18 protein-coding genes are annotated in these 23042 nt (G+C 59.2%); 8 read left to right on the top strand and 10 right to left on the bottom strand.

Features of this window, described 5'->3' with window-relative positions:
• Nucleotides 1–84: 84 nt before the first annotated feature.
• Nucleotides 85–1605 (bottom strand): PAS domain-containing methyl-accepting chemotaxis protein, encoded by a 1521-nt coding sequence (locus tag C3451_RS14165; protein WP_045335753.1) that lies wholly within the window; start codon nt 1603–1605, stop codon nt 85–87.
• 422 nt (nt 1606–2027) lie between these two features.
• Between C3451_RS14165 and ygjG the strand changes: the two genes are divergently transcribed.
• Nucleotides 2028–3407 carry a putrescine aminotransferase gene (gene ygjG, locus C3451_RS14160; protein ID WP_022649457.1) on the top strand — a complete coding sequence of 460 codons (1380 nt, stop codon included), beginning with the start codon at nt 2028–2030 and terminating at the stop codon, nt 3405–3407.
• A gap of 139 nt (nt 3408–3546) precedes the next feature.
• Here ygjG and lsrG read toward each other — a convergent pair whose 3' ends face one another.
• Genes lsrG through lsrA form a run of 6 tightly spaced genes read right to left on the bottom strand, consistent with a single transcriptional unit; the run spans nt 3547 to nt 9232 of the window.
• Entirely contained in the window at nt 3547–3840 is a 294-nt protein-coding gene (gene lsrG / locus C3451_RS14155) for a (4S)-4-hydroxy-5-phosphonooxypentane-2,3-dione isomerase (RefSeq protein WP_022649458.1), read from the bottom strand.
• Nucleotides 3837–4724 carry a 3-hydroxy-5-phosphonooxypentane-2,4-dione thiolase gene (gene lsrF / locus C3451_RS14150; RefSeq protein ID WP_022649459.1) on the bottom strand — a complete coding sequence of 296 codons (888 nt, stop codon included), beginning with the start codon at nt 4722–4724 and terminating at the stop codon, nt 3837–3839. Before lsrF ends, lsrG begins: the two co-directional genes overlap by 4 nt.
• An 11-nt stretch (nt 4725–4735) precedes the next feature.
• Nucleotides 4736–5737, bottom strand: a complete 1002-nt coding sequence (gene lsrB / locus C3451_RS14145; RefSeq protein WP_045622962.1) for an autoinducer 2 ABC transporter substrate-binding protein LsrB — start codon at nt 5735–5737, stop codon at nt 4736–4738.
• A 1-nt stretch (nt 5738) separates the two neighbouring features.
• Complete coding sequence (lsrD, locus tag C3451_RS14140; RefSeq protein ID WP_045622963.1) at nt 5739–6716, bottom strand: autoinducer 2 ABC transporter permease LsrD; 978 nt, start codon at nt 6714–6716, stop codon at nt 5739–5741.
• A complete protein-coding gene (lsrC, locus tag C3451_RS14135; RefSeq protein WP_045622965.1) occupies nt 6717–7748 on the bottom strand; it encodes an autoinducer 2 ABC transporter permease LsrC in 1032 nt (343 codons plus the stop codon).
• Nucleotides 7745–9232, bottom strand: a complete 1488-nt coding sequence (gene lsrA, locus C3451_RS14130; RefSeq protein ID WP_124304334.1) for an autoinducer 2 ABC transporter ATP-binding protein LsrA — start codon at nt 9230–9232, stop codon at nt 7745–7747. Before lsrA ends, lsrC begins: the two co-directional genes overlap by 4 nt.
• Nucleotides 9233–9447: 215 nt before the next feature.
• On the opposite strand from lsrA, the gene lsrR reads away from it, so the two are divergent.
• The 3 genes from lsrR to C3451_RS14115 all read left to right on the top strand — a co-directional run bounded on the left by lsrR (nt 9448) and on the right by C3451_RS14115 (nt 14258).
• Nucleotides 9448–10419: a transcriptional regulator LsrR gene (lsrR, locus tag C3451_RS14125; RefSeq protein WP_022649464.1), complete on the top strand. Its 972-nt coding sequence runs from the start codon at nt 9448–9450 to the stop codon at nt 10417–10419.
• A gap of 33 nt (nt 10420–10452) precedes the next feature.
• On the top strand, nt 10453–12039 hold the full coding sequence (gene lsrK / locus C3451_RS14120) for an autoinducer-2 kinase (protein WP_063137977.1): 1587 nt from the start codon (nt 10453–10455) through the stop codon (nt 12037–12039).
• 197 nt (nt 12040–12236) lie between these two features.
• On the top strand, nt 12237–14258 hold the full coding sequence (locus C3451_RS14115; protein WP_045308017.1) for an NADPH-dependent 2,4-dienoyl-CoA reductase: 2022 nt from the start codon (nt 12237–12239) through the stop codon (nt 14256–14258).
• A 132-nt stretch (nt 14259–14390) separates the two neighbouring features.
• On the opposite strand, the gene rlmG is transcribed toward C3451_RS14115, so the two are convergent.
• Nucleotides 14391–15527 (bottom strand): 23S rRNA (guanine(1835)-N(2))-methyltransferase RlmG, encoded by a 1137-nt coding sequence (gene rlmG / locus C3451_RS14110; RefSeq protein WP_023298689.1) that lies wholly within the window; start codon nt 15525–15527, stop codon nt 14391–14393.
• An 83-nt stretch (nt 15528–15610) separates the two neighbouring features.
• Between rlmG and C3451_RS14105 the strand changes: the two genes are divergently transcribed.
• The 4 genes from C3451_RS14105 (at nt 15611) to sstT (ending at nt 19918) form a co-directional block, all read left to right on the top strand.
• Entirely contained in the window at nt 15611–16114 is a 504-nt protein-coding gene (locus C3451_RS14105; protein WP_023298690.1) for a M48 family metallopeptidase, read from the top strand.
• A gap of 70 nt (nt 16115–16184) precedes the next feature.
• Nucleotides 16185–17183: a Gfo/Idh/MocA family oxidoreductase gene (locus C3451_RS14100; protein ID WP_022649469.1), complete on the top strand. Its 999-nt coding sequence runs from the start codon at nt 16185–16187 to the stop codon at nt 17181–17183.
• Nucleotides 17184–17435: 252 nt separating this feature from the next.
• The gene (locus tag C3451_RS14095; protein WP_022649470.1) at nt 17436–18401 is read left to right on the top strand and encodes a TerC family protein; all 966 of its coding nucleotides are present in this window, start codon (nt 17436–17438) and stop codon (nt 18399–18401) included.
• A gap of 275 nt (nt 18402–18676) precedes the next feature.
• Nucleotides 18677–19918, top strand: a complete 1242-nt coding sequence (gene sstT, locus C3451_RS14090) for a serine/threonine transporter SstT (RefSeq protein ID WP_022649471.1) — start codon at nt 18677–18679, stop codon at nt 19916–19918.
• A gap of 139 nt (nt 19919–20057) precedes the next feature.
• Here sstT and C3451_RS14085 read toward each other — a convergent pair whose 3' ends face one another.
• Both C3451_RS14085 and uxaC read right to left on the bottom strand, forming a co-directional pair.
• Nucleotides 20058–21545 (bottom strand): altronate dehydratase family protein, encoded by a 1488-nt coding sequence (locus C3451_RS14085; RefSeq protein ID WP_045622970.1) that lies wholly within the window; start codon nt 21543–21545, stop codon nt 20058–20060.
• Between the two features lie 17 nt (nt 21546–21562).
• Nucleotides 21563–22975: a glucuronate isomerase gene (gene uxaC, locus C3451_RS14080; RefSeq protein WP_023307034.1), complete on the bottom strand. Its 1413-nt coding sequence runs from the start codon at nt 22973–22975 to the stop codon at nt 21563–21565.
• Nucleotides 22976–23042: the final 67 nt, after the last annotated feature.

Raw genomic sequence — 23042 nt, 5'->3', positions numbered from 1 at the left:
TTCATTAACAACATAACTTATTCTGAAAAACAAAAAAGCCGTTTACCCCGGAGGAATAAACGGCTTTATCGAAGCATGCATTTCTTAATGCAGCACGGTAACCGCATCTTCAAGACGTCCGGCCCGGTGCTTAACCATCGCGGAAATCTGCGCGCTCTCTTCGACCAGGTCAGCATTTTTCTGCGTAATGCTGTCCAGTTCTGCCACGGCACGGGTCAGCTCTGTCAGGCCTGTAGCCTGCTCGGAGGTGGAGTGGCTGATCTGCGCGATAAGCTGCGTGACGTTTTTCACCTGCTCGACAATATCATCCATGGTACGTCCCGCGGCGTGGACCTGATCGGCGCCCGACTGCACTTTGCTGGCGCTGGCGTCGATCAGCTTGCGAATATCGTTAGCCGCGTTCGCGCTGCGGCTGGCAAGATGACGCACTTCGCCCGCCACCACCGCAAAGCCTTTCCCCTGTTCGCCCGCGCGTGCCGCCTCAACCGCGGCGTTCAGCGCCAGAATATTGGTCTGGAAGGCGATGTCATTGATAAGCGAGGTAATAGAGCCAATGCGCTGGGTACTGTCGGCAATGTCATCCATGGTTTTCACCACGGTCTGCATCACGGTACCGCCCTGCGTGGCCGCGCTGCTGGCAGCCATCGACAGCTTGTCGACTTCGGCTGCGGTCTCAGAGTTACTCTGCACCGACGCCGCCATCTGGTTCATTGTTGCCACGGTCTGCTGCACGTTAGCCACGGTCTGGCGCGTGCGGTCGTTGAGATCTTCATTACCCTGCGCCAGCCTGTCGCTGCCGTCGCGCACGCTCACCACCTGGCTGGAGACGTCGTTGATAAGCCAGCGGCACATCAGCCCCAGTTGTCCGACGGCCCGCAGCGTCAGCCCCAGTTCATCGCTGCGGTTAAGATGCTGCACGCTGTTACGCTCGCCGGTAGCGACCCTGAGCGCCTGCCGTGCGACGTTTTCCACCGGGCGGACAATCTGTTGCTCAAATACCAGGGTGCCAAGCAGCATCACCACGGCTGCCGCCACCAGCGAAGCCCAGCCTGCGGCACTGGCAACCAGCGTTGCGGCCATCACCGCAAAAAGTACCGCCATTACGCTACGCACTCGCCAGCGCAGCGGCATCGCCGGTAATTTGCCGAGCCAGCCTTTGCGTACCACCAGCCCTTTATGAATGCGTTTTTTGCTACGTCCTTCATTGAGCGCCTTATAAAGCGGCTCCACCGCGGCGACCTCGTCCTCGGTGGCGCGGGTACGAATGGACATATAGCCCGTCATCTGACCGTTACGCACCATTGGTACCGCATTGGCGCGTACCCAATAGTGATCGCCATTTTTACGTCGGTTTTTGACAATCCCGCTCCAGGGCTCGCCCTTTTGCAGCGTGTACCACATGTCGGCAAAAGCTGCTTTCGGCATATCCGGGTGGCGCACAATGTTGTGCGGCTGCCCGAGCAACTCCTGAAGCGTAAAGCCACTCACTTGCACAAAGGTGTCGTTAGTGTGGGTCATGTAGCTGTGGAGGTCGGTGGTCGACATAAGCGTGGTGTCATCGTCCAGCGGATATTCATTCTGGGTGACATAGTCAGGAGAGGACATAGTGAGCATCCCTTGCAGGTTATTTGAATGTTAATTTTGTGGCTTATGTTTTTTCGGCGATAAAAAATTTATCTTTAGTTGTTAAATATGATTGAGATCGCAAATCTCGGTTAAACCGCACTTTTCGTACGCTTTTCTAATTAATTGATTTAAAATACTTTCGACACGAAACTACCTACAAAGCATGATCCCCCGGCGCACACTTAAGGCGCATTTCCTGCCCTGGAGCAGTGCAATTGACGAAACCCAATCCCCGGCTCGTTATCCCTTATCCCGTGCGGCGCGCGATGGCATGATTAAATATTGTGCAACTTTGATTTCACCTGGCGTTTATCCCGATTTTTGTTAAGGCATCTGAGGTGGCGTAATCCCTGCAATACTTAACTCAGTATCATGTGATACGCGATCCCCGGGAGCATATTTTGAACAGGTTACCTTCCAGCGCCTCGGCTCTTGCCTGTACCGCGCACGCACTGAATCTCATTGAAAAGCGAACGCTTGATCATGAGGAGATGAAACAACTTAACCGTGAGGTCATTGATTACTTTAAAGAGCATGTGAATCCTGGTTTTCTGGAGTATCGCAAATCTGTTACCGCCGGCGGGGATTACGGAGCCGTAGAGTGGCAAGCGGGGAGTCTGAATACGCTTGTCGACACCCAGGGACAGGAGTTTATCGATTGCCTGGGTGGTTTTGGTATTTTCAACGTGGGGCACCGTAATCCAGTTGTGGTTTCCGCCGTACAGAATCAACTTGCGAAACAACCTCTCCATAGCCAGGAACTGCTCGATCCGCTTCGCGCCATGCTCGCGAAAACGCTGGCAGCCTTAACGCCCGGTAAGCTGAAATACAGCTTCTTCAGCAACAGCGGCACCGAATCGGTCGAAGCGGCGATTAAACTCGCCAAAGCGTACCAGTCGCCGCGCGGGAAATTCACCTTTATCGCCACCAGCGGCGCGTTCCACGGGAAATCCCTGGGCGCACTGTCTGCTACCGCCAAATCCACCTTCCGCAAACCGTTTATGCCGCTGCTGCCGGGCTTCCGCCACGTGCCGTTTGGCGACATCAACGCCATGCGCACCATGCTGAGTGAATGCCGTAAAACCGGCGACGACGTGGCGGCGGTGATCCTGGAGCCGATTCAGGGCGAAGGCGGGGTGATCCTCCCGCCGCAGGGCTATCTGCCCGCCGTGCGTCAGCTGTGCGATGAGTTTGGCGCGCTGCTGATCTTCGACGAAGTGCAGACCGGGATGGGGCGTACCGGCAGGATGTTCGCCTGCGAGCATGAGAACGTTCAGCCAGACATTTTATGCCTGGCGAAAGCGCTCGGCGGCGGCGTGATGCCGATTGGCGCAACGGTCGCCACTGAGGAGGTCTTCTCGGTGCTATTCGACAACCCGTTCTTACATACCACCACCTTTGGCGGTAACCCGCTGGCCTGTGCGGCAGCGCTGGCCACCATCAACGTGCTGCTGGAGCAAAACCTGCCTGCGCAGGCGGAGCAGAAAGGCGACATGCTGCTGGACGGCTTCCGTCAGCTGGGCCGGGAGTACCCGGATTTGGTACAGGATGCGCGCGGGAAAGGGATGCTGATGGCGATTGAGTTCGTTGATAACGAAACCGGTTATAGCTTCGCAAGCGAGATGTTCCGCCAGCGGGTACTGGTGGCGGGAACGCTCAACAACTCGAAAACCATCCGCATTGAGCCACCGTTGACGCTCACCATTGAGCAGTGTGAGCAGGTGCTGAAGGCGGCGCGTAAGGCGCTGGCGGCGCTGCGGGTGAGCGTGGAAGAGGCGTAAAAAACGCCGGGTGGCGCTACGCTTACCCGGCCTACAACATACTGCAGATGTCGGCCCGGTAAGCGTAGCGCCACCGGGCAAACACCGCCCCCTCTCGCCAACGTAGGCCCGGTAAGCGTTAGCGCCACCGGGCAAAACGCTACTCCGGCAACAACCCCACAAAGCAGCGTTTTTTGCGCGGCTCTGACATCAACTCTTCGAGCTTGTCCACGCACGCCAGATAGTGTGGCGTTTGCTTATGCGCCAACACCGCCTCTTCGTCTTTATAGGCCTCATAGATAAAGAACCGGGTTTTCACCCTCGGGTCCTGCAAGACGTCAAAGCGCAGGTTTCCCGGCTCCTGGATCGCCCCCTCGTGGTTGGCGCGAAATACCTCCAGAAACTCATCCACCCGCTCGGGTTTGATGTTGATTTCCACCAGCGTCACGTTCATTTTGCTTCTCCCTGTTTCTCTTCCTGCCAGAACTGGAACGCCTCACGGGCGCTCATGTTCTCGTGAACCACTTTCTTCACCGCCTTCAGCATGGCGAGCGGCGCGCTGGACTGGAAGATGTTGCGCCCCATATCCACGCCGGACGCGCCCTGGTCAATCGCCCGCCAGCACATCTCAAGCGCCTCATGCTCCGGCAGCTTTTTGCCGCCCGCGATAACAATCGGCACCGGGCAGCTGGCGGTCACTTTTTCAAAGCCCTCGTCCACGTAGTAGGTTTTGACGAACTGGGCCCCCATTTCGGCAGCGATGCGGCTGGCGAGCGAGAAATAGCGCGCGTCGCGCGCCATCTCTTTACCCACGCCCGTCACCGCCAGCGTCGGCATGCCGTAACGCGCCCCCGCATCCACCAGCTTGATGATGTTGTTGATTGACTGATGTTCAAACGGGCTTCCGATATAGACCTGCGCCGCCACCGCGCAGACGTTCAGGCGCAGCGCGTCTTCCATCGCCACCGCCACGCACTCGTTAGACAGCTCGCCCAGAATCGAGTTACCGCCGGAGGCGCGCAGCACCACCGGTTTGTTCGTCGCGGCAGGTACCTGGCTCCTGAGGATGCCGCGGGTACACATCAGCACGTCGGTTTCGCCAAACAGCGGCGCGATGGAGAGATCGATACGCTCAAGGCCGGTGGTCGGTCCCTGAAAGTAACCGTGGTCAAAGGCCAGCATCACCGTGCGGTTGCTCTGCGGATTGAAGATGCGCGAAAGCCGGGACTGCATGCCCCAGTCGAGCGAACCGCAGCCCTTCAGGGTGTACGGCACATTCTGCTGCGGCGTACCGATGCCAAAATCCTTGCCGTCTTTGATGTCGTCTAAATCAGCCATTTGCTCCCCCGTCAGAAATCGTATTTGTTGATGTTCTCTTTGGTGAACACCACCCGCTCCGGCAGCAGCACGATGCCGTTGCCCTTCGCCTCATACTGGTAGCCCTGCACGCTGTTCGTCTCGACCTTCAGCGTCCCGATATCTTTCACCTCCACGCTGTCGCCAGGGTTAAGATCGCCCTTTTTCAGCAAACGATCGGCGACATTGACTGCAATTTTGCCCTGCTGCACCACGTCCCACAGGCCGAAGGCTTTCACCGTGCCGCGCTCAACGTACGGACGCATCACGTTTGGCGTGCTGAAGCCGACAATCGCCACCCCTTCCCGCTTCAGGTTTTCCGCCGCCTGTGCCGCCGCCGGCAGGGCGTTGGCGTCCGGGGCGATGATCGCATCCAGATCCGGATAGGCTTTTAAGATCCCCTCGGCGGTTTGCAGGGATTTAGTGGCGTCGTTATAGCCAAACTGCGTGGTGACGACCTGCCACTGGGGATGGTCTTTCTCGATTTTGGCCTTCGCCTCTTTCACCCACTGGTTCTGGTCGGTGACGGTGGGGCTGGAGTAGAAGAACGCCACTTTCGCGTTCGGTTTGGTGACCTGCTTGCCTGCCATCTCCACCAGCAGGCCGCCCAGCTGTTCCGGCGTGCCCTGGTTGATGTAAATGCTGCGGCACTCCGGTTTGGTGTCGGAATCCCAGGTCAGGACCTTCACGCCGCGCTGCATCGCGCGCTTCAGCGCCGGGCAGAGACCGTCCGGCGACACGGCAGAGACGATGATGGCGTTATAGCCCTGGTTGACGAAGTTATTGATCAGCTGCACCTGGCCGGAGACGCTCGGCTCGGTCGGGCCGTCGTAAGTCACGTCCACGCCAAGATCTTTCCCCGCCTCTTTCGCGCCGTTGCCGCCGCTGGTGAAGAATCCCACACCCACCAGTTTCGGGATAAAGGCAATGCGGTCCGCCGCCTGCGCCGAAGCGAAGCTGAGGGCCATTGCCAGGACGAGCAGTTTTGTTTTCATCTTACGCTCCGGATAGTTTTCTGAAGAGAGATCGCACCCATTCACGGTGCAGACTCAGCGAACGCCCCATCACCACCACAACCAGCAGCGCCCCTGACAGCGCGCTCGACACCTGGTTGGGGATGCCAACCATCTGTAAACCCTGTTGCAGGTACCCCACCAGCAGCGCCGCCAGCGCCGTACCGACAACCGAACCTGAGCCGCCGTAGATATTCGCTCCGCCGAGCACGGCGGCGGTGAGCGCAGGCATCAGTAAATCGCGCCCCAGATCCGAACGCGCGGAGCCGAAATAGGAGACCATCACCAGCGCGGCAACCGCCGAGGCCACGCCCACCAGGCCGTACAGCGCATACGGCATACCGTTCACCGACAGCGCCGCATAGCGCGCCGCGCGCGGATTCTGGCCAATTAAAAACAGATGCCGACCAAAGCGCCCGCGATGGGTAATCAGCCAGAAGAAAGCGGTAATCACCGCGAACAGCACCAGCGGGATCGGCAGGCCCAACACCGTGAGGTTAGCGAACGCGGTGAAGCTGTCCGGAAAGCTGCCGATCCCCTCGTAGCCCGTCGCGCCCGCCATGCCGGAGAGCAGCAGCGCCCCGCCGCCGTAGAGGTAAAGCGTGCCGAGGGTGATCACTAAAGGGCTGATGCCGGTGTAGTGGATCAGCGCCGCATTCAACAGTCCGCACAGCAGGCCGAGCAGCAGCGTCAGCGGGATGGCGACCGCCATCGGCCACCCTGCCTGCATCATCACCCCCAGCGCGATAGCGCACAGGCCGATGGTTGAGCCGAGGGAGATGTCGATCCCGCCGCTAATAATCACCAGCGTGAGCGGTAGCGCCACGATACCAATGCAGATAAAGTCGCTGGTGCTGAACAGCAGCATATTGATGTCGAGCATGCGCGGGTTGATGGCGCCGAAGAGCAGGATCTCCAGCACCAGTAAAATCAGCAGCGCGCTTTCCCAGTTAAGCCTCATTTACGCCACCTCTTTGTTGCGTTTGGGAAACGGGGTGACGTGCTTTCCCCCTCTGTTACCCGGCTGGAAACGGCTGTATTTCAGCGCCCGCTGATGCCGTGAGAGCGCCTGACGCAGCCGCCCGTCGAGCACCAGCACGCCCAGCAGCACCAGCCCGGCGATAAAGTCATTCCACCAGGCCGGCAGCCTGAACAGCACCAGCACGGTGTCGATTTGGGTGAGGAAGAACGCGCCGAGGAAGGCGCCGATCAGCGTGCCCGTGCCGCCCAGCAGCGAAATGCCGCCGAGCACGCAGGCGGCGATGGCCTTCATCTCCAGCCCGCTGCCGGTCTGGTTGGGCACAAAGCCAATCTGCGCGGCAAAGACGATCCCGGCGCAGGCCGCGAGCATGCCGTTGAGGGTAAAGGCGATCATGCGGGTGCGGTTCACCGCCACGCCCAGCTGACGCGCGGCGGCGAGGTTGTCCCCCACGGCGTAGAAATCACGGCCAAAGGCGGTGCGCGACAATGTCCACGCGCCTGTAACCACGATTATCAACACCACAATGCCGAGCGGCGAAATGCCGACGGCGGCAGGCTCAGAGAGGGATTTCAGCCCCGGCGGCAGCCCTTCAATCCACTTCCCGCCGGTCCAGAGCAGCATCGCTCCGCGATACAGCCCCAGCGTGCCGAGGGTGGCGACAATCGCTGGAATGCGCAGCCCCACCACCAGAAAACCGTTGAACGCCCCCGCCAGCGCGCCAATCGTCAGCGCGAAGAGAATGGAAACGGGCAGACTGTAGCCGCTGTTGAGAGCCACGCCGACGGCAATGGCGGACAGCCCGACGGTGGAGCCGACGGAGACGTCGATATTACGGGTCAGCATCACCAGCGCCGCGCCGATAGCCAGCAGGATCAGGATCTGCGAGCTGGCGAAGATCATCCCCAGCGTCTGTAAGCTCAGGTACGACGGGTTCAGCGCCACCAGCACGGCGAACAGGGCCAGAATGGCGAGAAACGCGCTCAGCTCGCGGTTTTTCAGTAAGATCTTCATGATTGCCCTCCAAACGCCAGCGCCATCAGCCGGTCGAGGCTGACGGCGTGGCGCGGCAGCTCGCCGCTGAGCACGCCCTGATGCATTACCAGCACCCGATCCGCGAGGCCGGGAAACGCATCGAGATCGCTTGAGATCATCAGCACCGCCACGTTCTGCGCCGCCACGCTTTTCAGCAGCTGATAAATATCGGCGCGCGCCGAGACGTCCACGCCGCGCGTCGGTTCATCGACGATCAGCAGCAGCGGGTTGGCCTCAAGACAGCGCGCCAGCAGCACCTTCTGCTGATTACCACCGGAGAGCGTGCGCACGGTTTGATCCGCATGGTTGAGCTTGATCCCCAGCGCCCGGTGGTAACGCTCCACTACCGCAGACTCCCGCTTTCGCTGCTGCCAGAGCGACGGCTCGTTCAGCGCCACCGTGTTCCAGCGGACAGGCGCGTCGAGAAACAGGCCGGACACCTGCCTGTCTTCCGGCAGATAAACCAGCCCTTTTTTCAGACGGGAACTGACCGGATCGGCGGTGATCTCCTGGTTCTCCAGCCACACCCGCCCGCCGCGTACCGGACGCAGGCCGTAAAGCGTTTCGGCAAACTCGGTACGCCCGGACCCCACCAGCCCGGCCAGACCGACAATCTCCCCGGCATAAATCTCAAGGCTGAGATCGATAAACCCTTCCCCGGTGAGATCCTCCACCCGCAGCACCGGGAAATCCTGCGCCTGGGTTCGGCGGTTGCCCGGCAGCGCCAGCCACAGCTTTTGCGTATCGCTTAGCGACTTTTCCCGGCTGACCGGCGTCATGGCGGCGATCAGGGCGTTATCGTCAAACTGCGCGGTTTCGCCGCTCAGCACCACCGCGCCGTCGCGCATCACCGAGACGTGGCTCGAAAGCATGCGAATTTCCGGCAGCTTGTGCGAGATAAAAACAATGCCAACGCCGAGATCCTGCAGCGCGCGGATCTGGCGAAACAGGCGTTCGGTTTCGCCCGGCGTGAGCGATGCCGTGGGTTCGTCGAGGATCAGAATTCTGGCATTGCGCATCAGCCCGCGCAGGATCTCCACCATCTGCTGATCCGCGACTTCCAGAGTGCTGGCAGCGGCATCGAGATTAAGCTGACATTGCAACTGCTGGAGTTTCTCCGCCAGCCGCTTTTCCCGATCTCGTTCGCGCGGCAGACGAAACAGGATGTTTTCCCGCACCGTCAGGTTGGGGAAAAGCAGCGGCTCCTGTGGCACCAGATAAATGCCTAACCGGTGCGCCTGCGACGGGGTAAGCCGTGCAAAAGACTCGCCCGCAACCGAAAGCTCACCGCGATCCGGCGTTTCAACCCCGGCGATGATTTTCATCAACGTCGATTTTCCCGCGCCGTTACCGCCCATCAGCGCATGCACCTGCCCAGCAAGCAGCGTGAAATCAATGCCTTTTAACACAGGCACGCCAGAGAACTGTTTGCAGATGTCACGTGCCTCGAGAAGTGGTGTCATCATCGCTCCGCTATTGAACAAATGATTTTTAGATTTAATAATGTTCAAAATCGTAGACGGTGAACTATATTTACAACCGTGCAGGGATCACAGTTTTATCGATTGAGATTCGGATAAACCGGAAAGGATCGAAAAGATCCGTTTTGTCGCGTGGCTCACATTTTCACGCCGCACCATCACGAACATATGATCTAAATTTTTATAAGAGTTCAACTATGAGCGATAAACGCACTGCGGAAGAAGGACGGTTTGCCGGGCTGGCACTGGCGGAAGAGGAGCTGGTGGCGCGCGTGGCCTGGTGCTACTACCACGACGGGCTAACCCAGAACGACATCGGCGAGCGGCTCGGGCTGCCGCGCCTGAAGATCTCCCGCCTGCTGGAGAAAGGCCGTCAGTCCGGGGTGATCCGCGTGCAGATAAACTCCCGCTACGAGGGCTGCCTGGCGCTGGAAACCGAGTTGCAACAACGATTTGGCCTGAAGCTGGTGCGCGTGATGCCCGCCCTGAATACGCCGCCGATGAACGTGCGGTTAGGCATTGGCGCGGCCCAGTCGCTGATGGGCGTGCTGGAGCCCGGCCAGCTGTTAGCGGTGGGCTTCGGTGAAACCACCATGAGCAGCCTGCAACACCTGAGCGGCTTTATTAGCTCACAGCAGATCCGCCTGGTGACGCTCTCCGGCGGCGTGGGGCCGTATATGACCGGTATCGGCCAGCTGGATGCGGCCTGTAGCGTCAGCATGATCCCTGCCCCGCTTCGCGTGTCATCCGCTGAAGTCGCCGGGATCTTAAAGCGCGAAACCAGCGTGCGGGACGTGATCCTCGCCGCCACCGCCGCTGACGTGGCGGTGGTCGGCATTGGCTCGGTGAACCAGCGCCGTGACGCGACGATACTGCGCTCCGGCTATATCAGCGAAGGTGAACAGTTGATGTACGCCCGCAAGGGCGCGGTCGGCGATATCCTTGGCTATTTCCTCAATGCCGAAGGGGAATGCGTCGAGGAGCTGGAGATCCACAAAGAACTACTGGGCGTCACGCTCGATGAACTGGCACAGCTGCCCACCATCGTAGGCGTGGCCGGGGGGGAAGAGAAAGCCGATGCGATTTATGCCGCACTTAAGGGCCGCCGTATTAATGGCCTGGTGACGGAAGAGACGACAGCCCGCGCGGTGCTGGCTCTGGCCATTTAAGAGCCCTCCCTGCGCTAACAATGAGGCATGCTCATGAGTTACCTTTTAGCGTTAGATGCAGGGACAGGCAGCGTTCGCGCCGTTATTTTCGATTTGCAGGGCAACCAGATTGCCGTTGGCCAGGCCGAGTGGAAACACCTTAGCGTCGAGAACGTGCCGGGCTCGATGGAGTTCGACCTCGACACCAACTGGCAGCTGGCCTGCCGGTGTATTCATCAGGCGCTTGAGCGCGCGCGCCTGAGCGCGGCGGATATTCAGTCCGTCGCCTGCTGTTCGATGCGCGAAGGGATTGTGCTGTACGACCGCAACGGCGAGGCTATCTGGGCCTGCGCCAACGTCGACGCCCGCGCCAGCCGAGAGGTAGCTGAACTCAAAGAGATCCACGACTACCGGTTTGAATCCGAAGTGTATGACGTTTCCGGCCAGACGCTTGCCCTCAGCGCCATGCCGCGCCTGCTGTGGCTGGCGCACCATCGTCCGGATATTTATCGTAAAGCCGCCACCATCACCATGATCAGCGACTGGCTGGCGGCGAAGCTCTCCGGCGAGCTGGCGGTGGACCCGTCCAATGCGGGCACGACGGGCATGCTGGATCTCTTCTCCCGCGACTGGCGTCCGGCGCTGCTCGACATGGCCGGGCTGCGCGCCGATATCCTCTCCCCGGTAAAAGAGACCGGCACCGTACTGGGGGCCATCACCAAAGCAGCCGCACAACAGAGCGGTCTGCGCGAGGGCACCCCGGTGGTGATGGGCGGCGGCGACGTGCAGCTGGGCTGTCTGGGGCTGGGCGTGGTGCGCGCCGGACAAACGGCGGTGCTGGGCGGCACCTTCTGGCAACAGGTGGTGAACCTGCCGCAGGTGCGCACCGACCCTGAGATGAACATCCGCGTAAACCCGCACGTTATCCCCGGCATGGCGCAGGCAGAGTCGATCAGCTTCTTTACCGGGCTGACCATGCGCTGGTTCCGCGACGCCTTCTGCGCCGAAGAGAAGCTGATTGCCGAACGCATGGGAATGGACCCCTACTCCCTGCTCGAAGAGATGGCGAGCCGCGTCCCGCCGGGCTCCCACGGGGTGATGCCGATCTTCTCCGATGCGATGCATTTTAAGCAGTGGTACCACGCGGCACCGTCGTTTATTAACCTCTCCATTGACCCGGAAAAGTGCAACAAAGCGACGCTGTTCCGCGCGCTGGAGGAGAACGCGGCGATCGTCTCGGCCTGCAACCTGGCGCAGATTTCGCGCTTCTCCGGCGTGACGTTTGAGAGCCTGGTGTTTGCCGGCGGCGGCGCAAAGGGCGCCCTGTGGAGCCAGATTTTAAGCGACGTCACCGGCCTGCCGGTGCGCGTGCCAGAAGTCAAAGAGGCAACGGCGCTCGGCTGCGCCATTGCCGCAGGAGCTGGCGCGGGGCTGTTCGCGGATATGGCCTCGACGGGCGAGCGGCTGGTGAAGTGGAGCCGCGAGTTCACGCCAAACCCGGCGCACCGCGAGCTGTACGACGGCATGATGCAGAAATGGCAGGCGGTATACGCGGACCAGCTCGGGCTGGTGGACAGCGGGCTGACAACCTCGATGTGGCAGGCGCCGGGCCTGATGCGCGACACACGCCCCTCACCCTAACCCTCTCCCCAGAGGGGAGAGGGGACTGTTCCGTGCGGCCTTTCACCCTCTCCCCTCTGGGGAGAGGGCCGGGGTGAGGGGTGAAGTTCTTTGAGATCTATCACAATCATTCGATCCCGCTTTTACCTTTCTGCCGCCGCTGGCTAAATTAGTAACTCATCCGACCACATAACAATAATTTTACACTGGAAGAGACTATGAGCCGTTACCCGTCGTTATTCGCCCCTCTCGATCTGGGGTTCACTACCCTCAAAAACCGCGTGTTAATGGGCTCAATGCACACCGGGCTGGAGGAGCGTCCGGACGGGGCTGAACGTCTGGCAGCCTTCTATGCCGAGCGCGCGCGCCACGGGGTGGCGCTGATTGTCACCGGCGGCGTAGCCCCTGCCCCTTCCGGGGTAACAATGGAGGGCGGCGCGGTGTTGAACGATGCGACACAGCTGCCGCACCACCGCATGGTGACCGACGCGGTTCACAACGAGGGCGGCAAAATCGCCCTGCAAATTCTGCATACCGGGCGCTACAGCTATCAGCCGAACCTGGTTGCCCCCTCGGCTATTCAGGCGCCGATTAACCGCTTTACTCCCCATGCCCTCAGCCATGACGAGATCCTGGCGCTGATAGATGACTTTGCTCGCTGCGCCGCGCTGGCGCGGGAAGCGGGCTACGACGGCGTGGAGGTGATGGGCTCAGAAGGCTACCTGATCAACGAATTCCTCGCCGCACGTACCAACCAGCGCGACGACGAATGGGGTGGTGACTATGCCCGCCGCATGCGTTTTGCCGTGGAGGTGGTGCGTGCGGTGCGTGAACGTGCGGGTGCGGATTTTATTATCATCTTCCGCCTGTCGATGCTCGACCTGGTGGAAGGCGGCGGCACCTTCGACGAAACCGTGCAGCTGGCGCAGGCGATTGAAGCCGCCGGTGCCACCATTATCAACACCGGGATTGGCTGGCACGAAGCGCGCATCCCCACCATCGCCACGCCGGTGCCGCGTGCGGCGTTCAGCTGGGTAACGCGCAAGCTGAAAGGCAAAGTCTCCGTTCCGCTGGTGACCACTAACCGCATTAACGATCCGCAGGTGGCGGACGATGTGATCTCCCGCGGCGATGCCGATATGGTGTCGATGGCGCGTCCGTTCCTCGCGGATGCCGAACTGCTCTCCAAAGCGCAAAGCGGCCGTGCGGATGAGATCAACACCTGTATCGGCTGTAACCAGGCGTGTCTGGATCAGATCTTCGTCGGCAAGGTCACCTCCTGCCTGGTGAATCCCCGCGCCTGCCATGAAACCAAAATGCCGATCGTTCCTGCGACCAACAAGAAGCGTCTGGCCGTGGTGGGCGCAGGACCCGCTGGACTGGCGTTTGCGGTCAATGCCGCCTCGCGTGGGCACAGCGTGACGCTGTTTGATGCGCTGGCGGAAATCGGCGGGCAGTTTACTATCGCCAGACAGATCCCCGGCAAAGAGGAGTTCTATGAAACGCTGCGCTATTACCGCCGGATGATCGAGGTGACGGGCGTCGATCTGCGGCTCAATCAGGTTGTCAGCGCGGCGGATCTGATCGGTTTCGACGAGGTGATCCTCGCGAGTGGGATCGCCCCGCGCACCCCTGCGATCGAGGGTATCGATCATCCGAAGGTATTGAGCTATCTGGACGTGCTGCGCGACAAAGCGCCGGTTGGCGAGAAGGTGGCGATCATCGGCTGCGGCGGGATCGGTTTTGATACTGCGATGTATTTAAGCCAGCCGGGCGAAGCCACCAGCCAGAACATCGCTGAGTTCTGCGTGGAATGGGGCATTGATACCAGTCTCAGTCAGTCCGGCGGTTTACGCCCGGAAGGTCCGCAACTGCCGAAAAGCCCGCGTCAGATCGTGATGCTCCAGCGTAAAGCCAGCAAGCCGGGTGAAGGGCTGGGGAAAACCACAGGCTGGATCCACCGCGCCACCCTGCTCTCGCGCGGGGTAAAGATGATCCCGGGGGCGAGCTACCAGAAGATCGACGACGACGGGCTACACGTTCTGATCGGCGGTGAGCCGCAGCTGCTGGACGTGGATCATGTGATTTTGTGCGCCGGGCAGGAGCCGAAGCGCGATCTGGCCGATCCGCTGCGTGAGGCAGGGAAAACGGTACATTTGATTGGCGGGTGCGACGTGGCGATGGAGCTGGATGCGCGGCGGGCGATTGCGCAGGGGACAAAACTGGCGCTGAGTATTTAACGGCATCGCCCGGTGGCGCTTCGCTTACCGGGCCTACGGGTCCGAGGCCATTGTAGGCCCGGTAAGCGAAGCGCCACCGGGCATTTGAAACCGTAGGCCTGTGCAAGCGAAGCGCCGCCAGGCAAAGCGATCTTATCGACGACGCCCCAGCTTCACCGACTTCAGCACCACAAACTTGTTGTTTGTCGCAATGGTGACGCAGTTACCGAAAATCTTCTTCAGCTTGTGGAAGTAGTCCAGATGGCGGTTCGCCACGATGTACAGTTCGCCGTTGATTTTCAGGCAGCGGCGCGCGTGGTGGAACATCTCCCACGCGACGTTATCCGTCAGGGCGTGCTTCTGGTGGAACGGAGGATTGCAAAACACCGCGTTGAAGCGGAAAGGCTCTACGCCGGACAGCGCGTTATTGATCATAAACTCGCAGCGATCCAGCGCCTCCGGCAGATTGGTTTCCACGTTCAGACGGCTTGAAGCCACCGCCATTGGCGATTCGTCGCTGAACACCACGCTGGCCTCCGGGTTCTTCGCCAGCAGCGTCAGGCCAATCACGCCGTTACCGCAGCCGAGATCGACAATCTCCCCTTCCAGGTTTTCCGGCAGATGTTCCATAAAGAAGCGTGCGCCGATATCCAGACCGGTACGGGAGAAGACGTTCGCGTGGTTGTGGATGGTCCAGTCGGTCCCTTCCAGCTTCCAGCTCAGGGTCTCTGGCGCGTCGGCCAGTTCCGGCGCGCTGAAGGTACAGTTGATCAGGCGCGCTTTTTTCCAGGCCAGCGTCGTAGTGGTCGGGCCGAGCACTTTCTCGAACAGTTCCAGCGTCGAGGTGTGAATATCACGCGCCTTGGCGCCCGCGATGATGCGCGTTTCTGGCGTCACGACTTTACGCAGCGCGCGCAGTTGCTGCTCCAGCAGCGCCATGGTTTTGGGCACTTTAATCAGCACCACCCCTGGCGCCTGCGGGTAGTCCGCGGTGCTGTCGAGGAACTTCACGCTGGATTCGTCGATATCGTTGTGACGCAGGTTTTCACGCGTCGCCAGCTCGCTTAAGTAAGAATCGCCGATACTGTAAGGCGCATGTTCCGCCAGCGCACAGCCCAGCGCGCCAAACGCGTCATTCAGGATCAGAACCGGGCCGCGGATTTCAGTCTCATCCAACTGCTGCAGCAGATATTCATCCGCCGCTTCCCACGCCTGAAGCGGGTTCACGTCGTCCGTTTCCGGGAAACGTTTAAGGTTGAGTGAACGGAAACCGTTGTCTAAGTGGCTCATCGGCCCTCCTGAATGGTAAAATTTGGCGTATCCCTGAAAAGGGTGCGTGAGTATACCCGTTTTCACACTATTTTGGGGTTTTGATGAACCAGCTGACTTATCTCCAGGGCTACCCGGAGCAATTACTATCCCAGGTTCGCGACCTGATCGCCGCGGGAAAGCTCGGCGCGGTGCTGGAAAAACGCTACCCGGGCACGCATGATTTCGCGACTGACAAAGCCCTCTGGCAGTATACGCAGGATCTGAAAAGCCAGTATCTGAAGAGCGCCCCGCCGATCAACAAGGTGATGTACGACAACAAGATCCACGTGCTGAAAAACGCGCTCGGCCTGCATACCGCCATCTCCCGCGTGCAGGGCGGCAAGCTGAAGGCTAAGGCGGAGATCCGCGTCGCGACCGTCTTTCGCAATGCGCCGGAAGCCTTTCTGCGGATGATCGTGGTGCACGAGCTGGCGCACCTGAAAGAGAAAGATCACGACAAAGCGTTCTATTCCCTGTGCTGCCATATGGAGCCGCAGTACCACCAGCTGGAGTTTGATACCCGTTTGTGGCTGACGCATTTATCGTTAAAGAGTAATGCGCAGTAGCGCACGCGAAATGTCATGAGGACGTGCTACAGTGGCTTTAGGTTCCCTGCTACGGAGTACGTAAACGTTTATGATACGTTTCGCAGTCATCGGTACGAACTGGATCACGCGCCAGTTCGTCGACGCCGCCCACGAAACCGGCAAATATAAGCTCACCGCAGTCTATTCCCGCAGCCTTGAGCAGGCGCAAAGTTTTGCGAATGACTACCTGGTTGAACATCTGTTCACCTCACTCGATGAGATGGCGCAAAGCGACGCCATTGACGCGGTCTATATCGCCAGCCCGAATGCTCTGCACTTCCCGCAAACGAAGCTGTTCCTCAGCCATAAAAAGCATGTGATCTGCGAGAAGCCGCTGGCGTCGAATATCCACGAAGTGGAAGCCGCCATTGCGCTTGCCCGCGAAAACCAGGTGGTGCTGTTTGAAGCGTTCAAAACCGCCAGCCTGCCCAACTTCCTGCTGTTGCAGCAGTCCCTGCCGAAAATTGGCAAAGTGCGTAAAGCCTTTATCAACTACTGCCAGTATTCCTCGCGCTACCAGCGCTATCTGGACGGCGAAAACCCGAACACCTTTAACCCGGCCTTCTCGAATGGCTCGATTATGGATATCGGTTTTTACTGCCTGGCCTCTGCGGTTGCGCTGTGGGGGGAACCACACGGCGTGACGGCCACCGCCAGCCTGCTGGAGAGCGGCGTGGATGCACACGGCGTTGTGGTGCTGGACTACGGTGATTTCAGCGTGACGTTGCAGCACTCGAAGGTCAGCGACTCCGTGCTGCCAAGCGAAATTCAGGGCGAAGACGGCTCGCTGGTGATCGAAAAAATCTCCGAATGCCAGAAGCTCAGCATCGTTCCGCGCGGCGGAAAAGCGCAGGAGCTGACGCAGCCTCAGCATATTAACACTATGCTTTATGAGGCAGAGGTCTTCGCCCGTCTGGTAGAAGACAACGAAGTGAACCACCCGGGACTGGCGATCAGCCGCACCACGGCGAAGCTGCAAACGGAGATCCGCCGACAGACCGGCGTAATCTTCCCCGCAGACGGCGTGAATGTGGAAGCCGTCGCGTAAAGCTGTGTAATGAAATCGTGCAGACCATTGACGAAATCGATGGTCTGACATAATTTGTTACCTGCAAAGGGGAGTAACTTCTTCGCCGGTGGATCGTCATTACGATGCGTGCAAAACCGCATCCGGTCGCCGGGCAACCTTCGTGGTTGTAAGTGAGACCTTGCCGGAAGGCGAGGTCTATGCATAAAAAGCTAACGGCTATCGTCTTCTGACCATAGCCGTTTTTGTTTTTTTATGTGTAAGGAAAATAGTATGCATTCTGTCGGCACTCCAATGCTGTGGGGCGGATTCGCGGTTGTCGTGCTCATCATGCTGGCGATCGACCTCTTTTTGCAGGGTCGTCGCGGCGAACACGGCATGAGCGTTAAGCAAGCCGCCGTCTGGTCGCTGGTATGGGTTACCCTCTCACTTCTTTTCTGCGCCGCCTTCTGGTGGTATCTGGCCTCAACCGAAGGTCGCGCGGTGGCCGATCCTCAGGCACTCGCCTTCCTCACCGGCTATCTGATTGAAAAAGCGCTGGCGGTTGATAACGTCTTCGTCTGGCTGATGCTGTTCAGTTACTTCGCCGTGCCTGCGGCCCTGCAACGCCGCGTGCTGGTGTACGGCGTGCTGGGCGCCATCATCCTGCGTACCATCATGATCTTCGCCGGTAGCTGGCTGATTACCCAGTTCGAATGGCTGCTGTACGTGTTTGGTGCGTTCCTGCTGTTCACCGGGGTCAAAATGGCGCTGGCGAAAGAAGACGATACCGGTATCGGTGATAAGCCGCTGGTGAAGTGGATCCGGGGTCATCTGCGCATGACGGACAAGATCGAGAGCGAGCATTTCTTCGTGCGTAAGAACGGCCTGCTGTTCGCCACCCCGCTGCTGCTGGTGCTGATTCTGGTCGAGCTGAGCGACGTGATTTTCGCGGTGGACAGTATCCCGGCTATCTTCGCGGTCACTACCGACCCGTTCATCGTCCTGACCTCGAACCTGTTCGCCATCCTCGGCCTGCGTGCGATGTACTTCCTGCTGGCGGGCGCGGCAGAGCGCTTCTCAATGCTGAAGTACGGTCTGTCGGTGATTCTGGTCTTTATCGGTATCAAGATGCTGATTGTTGATTTCTACCATATCCCGATCGCCATTTCGCTCGGCGTGGTGTTTGGCATTCTGCTGGTGACGCTGATTATCAATACCTGGGTTAACCGCCAGCACGATAAGAAGCAGCAGGCTTAGTGCAACGTTCGGTGCGGGCTGATGCCCTCACCCCACCCCTCTCCCACGGGGAGAGGGGGAAATGCAATGCAGGCCGGGTAAGCGCAGCGCCACCCGGCACTTTCGTTAACCAATAGTTAAAAAACATGACGCAACACGTAAAATCCAGCATTTTACGCTTCCGCCTTTCGCTGCTTTCCCTGATACTCAACCAGGCAAACAAATACTTACATCCGGATACAAATGTGACTTAGAGCACATCCAGGATGGAACGCAATTTCACTCAGGAATAACGTATGAGCACACAATCTAAGGGCCTGCTTGCGCGCCTGGCGCAGGGCAGTCTTGTAAAACAAATTCTGGTCGGGTTGGTACTGGGTATTCTGCTGGCGATGGTGTCAAAACCTGCCGCGGAAGCGACGGGACTGCTCGGCACCCTTTTCGTTGGCGCACTGAAGGCCGTCGCCCCGGTACTGGTGCTGATGCTGGTGATGGCGTCGATTGCTAACCACCAGCACGGACAAAAAACCAACATTCGCCCTATTCTGTTCCTGTATCTGCTGGGAACCTTCTCTGCTGCCTTAACGGCCGTTGTGTTTAGCTTCCTGTTCCCGTCCACGCTGCACCTGACCAGCGCGGCCGGTGATATCACCCCGCCGTCCGGGATTGTGGAAGTCCTTCGCGGCCTGCTGATGAGCATGGTCTCTAACCCCATCACCGCACTGATGAACGGAAACTACATTGGCATCCTGGTCTGGGCGATTGGTCTGGGCTTCGCGCTGCGTCATGGCAACGAGACCACGAAAAACCTGGTTAACGATTTGTCCAATGCAGTGACCTTCATGGTGAAGCTGGTGATTCGCTTTGCACCGGTCGGTATCTTTGGTCTGGTTTCTTCGACGCTGGCCACCACCGGTTTCGACGCACTGTGGGGCTACGCGCAGCTGCTGGTCGTCCTGGTCGGCTGTATGCTGCTGGTGGCGCTGGTGATCAACCCGCTGCTGGTGTTCTGGCAGATCCGCCGCAACCCGTATCCGCTGGTGCTGACCTGCCTGCGCGAGAGCGGCGTGTATGCCTTCTTCACCCGCAGCTCAGCGGCGAACATACCGGTGAACATGGCGCTGGCGGAGAAGCTGAACCTGGACCGCGATACCTATTCGGTGTCGATTCCCCTGGGTGCAACCGTGAACATGGCCGGTGCGGCGATTACCATCACCGTGCTGACGCTGGCGGCGGTGCATACGCTGGGTATTCCGGTAGATCTGCCAACCGCGCTGCTGCTGAGCGTCGTTGCATCACTGTGTGCCTGTGGCGCATCCGGCGTGGCGGGCGGCTCTCTGCTGCTGATCCCGCTGGCCTGTAACATGTTCGGTATTCCGAACGAGATTGCCATGCAGGTTGTCGCGGTCGGTTTCATTATCGGCGTATTGCAGGATTCCTGCGAAACCGCGCTGAACTCCTCTACCGACGTGCTGTTTACCGCCGCAGCCTGTCAGGCGGAGGATGCGCGTTTAGCGAAGAACGCCCTGCGAGGTTAAAAAGAAAAGCCCGGTGGCGGCTACGCCTTACCGGGCCTACAAGGTAAATGCAAAACGGCTACATGTGTTGCCGTTTTTAGTGTTTGCACCCTCTCCCTGTGGGAGAGGGCCGGGGTGAGGGCACCAGCCCGCACCCGACTTATAGCGTCACACCACTCTTAAAGATCGCCAGCTCGCGGAAGTCGTTCTTCTCGTTGCAGGTCTGCCTGCCGCTGGCAAATTCCACAATCGTGTCCACGAATTCGCTCAGCAGCTGCGGCATCGCTTTGCCGTGGATCAGCTGGCCCGCGTCAAAGTCGATCCAGTGCTTTTTCTTCGCCGCCAGTTCGCTGTTAGTGGCGATTTTCACCGTCGGCACAAACCCGCCGTACGGCGTACCGCGACCGGTACTGAACAGCACCATATGACAGCCCGCTCCCGCCAGCGCGCTGGTGGCGACCGCATCGTTGCCCGGTGCGCTGAGCAGGTTCAGGCCGTGCGTTTTCAGCCGTTCACCATAACGCAGCACGTCCACCACCTGGCTGGCGCCCGCTTTTTGAGTGCAGCCCAGGGATTTCTCTTCAAGCGTGGTGATCCCGCCCGCTTTGTTACCAGGCGAGGGGTTCTCGTATATCGGCTGGTTATGGGCGATGAAGTACTGTTTGAAGTCGTTGACCATGGTGACGGTCTTCTCAAAGGTCTCTTCGTCGCGGCAGTGGCTCATCAGAATGCGCTCTGCGCCGAACATCTCCGGCACTTCGGTCAGCACCGTAGTGCCGCCGTTGGCAATCACGTAATCCGAGAAGCGACCCAGCATTGGGTTAGCGGTAATGCCGGAAAGGCCATCAGATCCGCCGCACTCCAGGCCAAACTTCAGTTCGCTCAGCGTGCCCGGCTCGCGCTTGTCGTGACGCATCACCTCATACAGCTGATGCAGCTGTTCAACGCCCGCTTCCACTTCGTCGTCCTGGTGCTGACACACCATAAAGTGCACGCGCTCAGGGTCAAATTCGCCCAGCGTGTCGCGGAAGGCGTCGACCTGGTTGTTCTCGCAGCCGAGGCCGATCACCAGCACCGCGCCCGCGTTCGGGTGGCGCACCATGTTTTGCAGCATGGTACGGGTATTGATGTGGTCGTCACCCAGCTGGGAGCATCCATAGGTGTGACTGAACAGATGCACGCCGTCGGTGCCTTCAGCATCATTAGTCTCTTTCAGGAAACGCGTCTGAATTTGACGCGCGATCCCGTTCACGCAGCCGACAGTCGGGAGGATCCACAGCTCATTGCGGATCCCCACCTCGCCGCTGGCGCGGCGGTAGATCTGTACCTCACGATCGGCCGCCTGTCCTTCTTCTGGCTGGAAGTCAGGTTGATAGCTGTACTCGTCCAGATCGCTGAGATTGGTGCGGGTATTGTGGGAATGAATGTATTCACCCGGCGCAATATCCGCCAGCGCATGACCGATGGGCAAACCGTACTTCACCACGTTCTCCCCTTTCGCAATGGGGATCAGGGCAAACTTATGTCCACGTCCAATGGCCTGGCGTAACGTCACCGACTGGTTGTCGAAGGTCACTTCCGTCCCTTCGGCTAAATCGGCCAGCGCGACGGCAACGTTATCCAGCGAATGGATTTTGATGTATTGCATATCAACCTCAAACGGCCTTAGTTCAGTTCAATGGCGAAGTAGTCACGCGCATTGTTAAAGCAGATGTTTCTCACCATTTCGCCCAGCAGCTGGATATCCGCTGGCGCTTCACCCGCGTGCACCCAGCGGCCAATCATCTGGCACAGAATGCGGCGGAAATATTCATGGCGGGTATAGGAGAGGAAACTGCGGCTGTCGGTCAGCATGCCAACGAAGCGGCTCAACAGGCCGAGCTGCGCCAGCTGCGTCATCTGACGCTCCATGCCGTCTTTTTGATCGTTAAACCACCAGCCGGAACCGAACTGCATCTTGCCCGGCATCCCTTCGCCCTGGAAGTTGCCGATCATGGTGCCCAGCACTTCGTTATCGCGCGGATTCAGGCAGTAGAGAATGGTTTTTGGCAGCAGGTTTTGCTCGTTCTGTTTGCTCAGCAGTTTTGACAGCTCTTCCGCCAGAGGGCGGTCGTTGATGGAGTCGAAGCCCACGTCCGCGCCCAGCAGTTTAAACTGACGCTGGTTGTTATTACGCAGCGCGCCGATATGGTACTGCTGAACCCAGCCGCGACGGGCATATTCCGCACCGAGGAACACCAGCACCGCGGTTTTGAACTGGGCGACTTCATGCTCGCTCAGGGCTTCGCCGGAGAGACGACGCGCCAGGATGCTGTCCAGCTCGGCTTCGCTGGAATCCGCGAACAGCACCACGTCCAGCGCGTGGTCAGACACTTTACAGCCGTGTGCGGCAAAGTGATCCAGACGTTTGGTCAGCGCGGATTGCAGATCGGCGAAACGACGGATATCGGTATCCGATACTTCCGCCAGCTTCGTCATGTAGTCATTAAAGGTCGGCAGCTCAATGTTGAAGGCTTTATCCGGACGCCAGCTTGGCAGCACTTTGATGTCAAAGGTGCTGTCCTTCGCGACAACCGCGTGGTGCTCCAGGGAGTCGATCGGATCGTCGGTTGTGCCCACCATCTTCACGTTCATCTGCTGCATGATGCCGCGCGCCGAGAAGCTATCCTGCGCCAGCAGTTCGTTGCACTGATCCCAGATCTCATCCGCCGTGGCGGGAGAGAGCAGCTTGCCGGTGATACCAAAAGGACGACGCAGTTCGAGGTGCGTCCAGTGGTATAACGGGTTACCGATGGTGTGGGGAACGGTAGCGGCCCAGGCGTCAAACTTCTCGCGATCGGTCGCGTCGCCGGTACACAGGCGCTCGGCCACGCCGTTGGTGCGCATCGCGCGCCATTTATAATGGTCACCCTTCAGCCAGATATCATACAGGTTTTTGAAACGGTAATTTTCGGCAACCTGTTGCGGCGGTAAATGGCAGTGGTAGTCGAAAATCGGCTGATCTTTTGCGTAGTCGTGGTACAGGCGGCGAGCAAATTCGGTATCTAACAGGAAATCTTCGGTCATAAACGGTGTCATTATCGTCTTCCTCATTACGGGAGCGTCAGAAAGCTTATGTTCAGATGCTGCAAAGTTATCACACCAA

Source organism: Enterobacter sp. 301B, from assembly GCF_003850715.1.
Classification (GTDB): domain Bacteria; phylum Pseudomonadota; class Gammaproteobacteria; order Enterobacterales; family Enterobacteriaceae; genus Enterobacter; species Enterobacter intestinihominis.
The sequence above is the reverse complement of the archived record's forward strand: the minus strand, read 5'-3'. Positions and strand labels throughout refer to the sequence as shown.

What these genes read in the sequence shown, in the direction of transcription:
- lsrD (WP_045622963.1), bottom strand. Translation starts at nt 6,716, where the DNA reads ATGAGGCTTAACTGGGAAAGCGCGCTGCTGATTTTACTGGTGCTGGAG.
- sstT (WP_022649471.1), top strand. Translation starts at nt 18,677, where the DNA reads ATGAGCACACAATCTAAGGGCCTGCTTGCGCGCCTGGCGCAGGGCAGT.
- C3451_RS14100 (WP_022649469.1), top strand. Translation starts at nt 16,185, where the DNA reads ATGATACGTTTCGCAGTCATCGGTACGAACTGGATCACGCGCCAGTTC.
- lsrK (WP_063137977.1), top strand. Translation starts at nt 10,453, where the DNA reads ATGAGTTACCTTTTAGCGTTAGATGCAGGGACAGGCAGCGTTCGCGCC.
- C3451_RS14105 (WP_023298690.1), top strand. Translation starts at nt 15,611, where the DNA reads ATGAACCAGCTGACTTATCTCCAGGGCTACCCGGAGCAATTACTATCC.
- C3451_RS14085 (WP_045622970.1), bottom strand. Translation starts at nt 21,545, where the DNA reads ATGCAATACATCAAAATCCATTCGCTGGATAACGTTGCCGTCGCGCTG.
- lsrA (WP_124304334.1), bottom strand. Translation starts at nt 9,232, where the DNA reads ATGACACCACTTCTCGAGGCACGTGACATCTGCAAACAGTTCTCTGGC.
- C3451_RS14115 (WP_045308017.1), top strand. Translation starts at nt 12,237, where the DNA reads ATGAGCCGTTACCCGTCGTTATTCGCCCCTCTCGATCTGGGGTTCACT.
- lsrC (WP_045622965.1), bottom strand. Translation starts at nt 7,748, where the DNA reads ATGAAGATCTTACTGAAAAACCGCGAGCTGAGCGCGTTTCTCGCCATT.
- rlmG (WP_023298689.1), bottom strand. Translation starts at nt 15,527, where the DNA reads ATGAGCCACTTAGACAACGGTTTCCGTTCACTCAACCTTAAACGTTTC.
- lsrB (WP_045622962.1), bottom strand. Translation starts at nt 5,737, where the DNA reads ATGAAAACAAAACTGCTCGTCCTGGCAATGGCCCTCAGCTTCGCTTCG.
- uxaC (WP_023307034.1), bottom strand. Translation starts at nt 22,975, where the DNA reads ATGACACCGTTTATGACCGAAGATTTCCTGTTAGATACCGAATTTGCT.
- C3451_RS14095 (WP_022649470.1), top strand. Translation starts at nt 17,436, where the DNA reads ATGCATTCTGTCGGCACTCCAATGCTGTGGGGCGGATTCGCGGTTGTC.
- lsrF (WP_022649459.1), bottom strand. Translation starts at nt 4,724, where the DNA reads ATGGCTGATTTAGACGACATCAAAGACGGCAAGGATTTTGGCATCGGT.
- lsrG (WP_022649458.1), bottom strand. Translation starts at nt 3,840, where the DNA reads ATGAACGTGACGCTGGTGGAAATCAACATCAAACCCGAGCGGGTGGAT.
- C3451_RS14165 (WP_045335753.1), bottom strand. Translation starts at nt 1,605, where the DNA reads ATGTCCTCTCCTGACTATGTCACCCAGAATGAATATCCGCTGGACGAT.
- lsrR (WP_022649464.1), top strand. Translation starts at nt 9,448, where the DNA reads ATGAGCGATAAACGCACTGCGGAAGAAGGACGGTTTGCCGGGCTGGCA.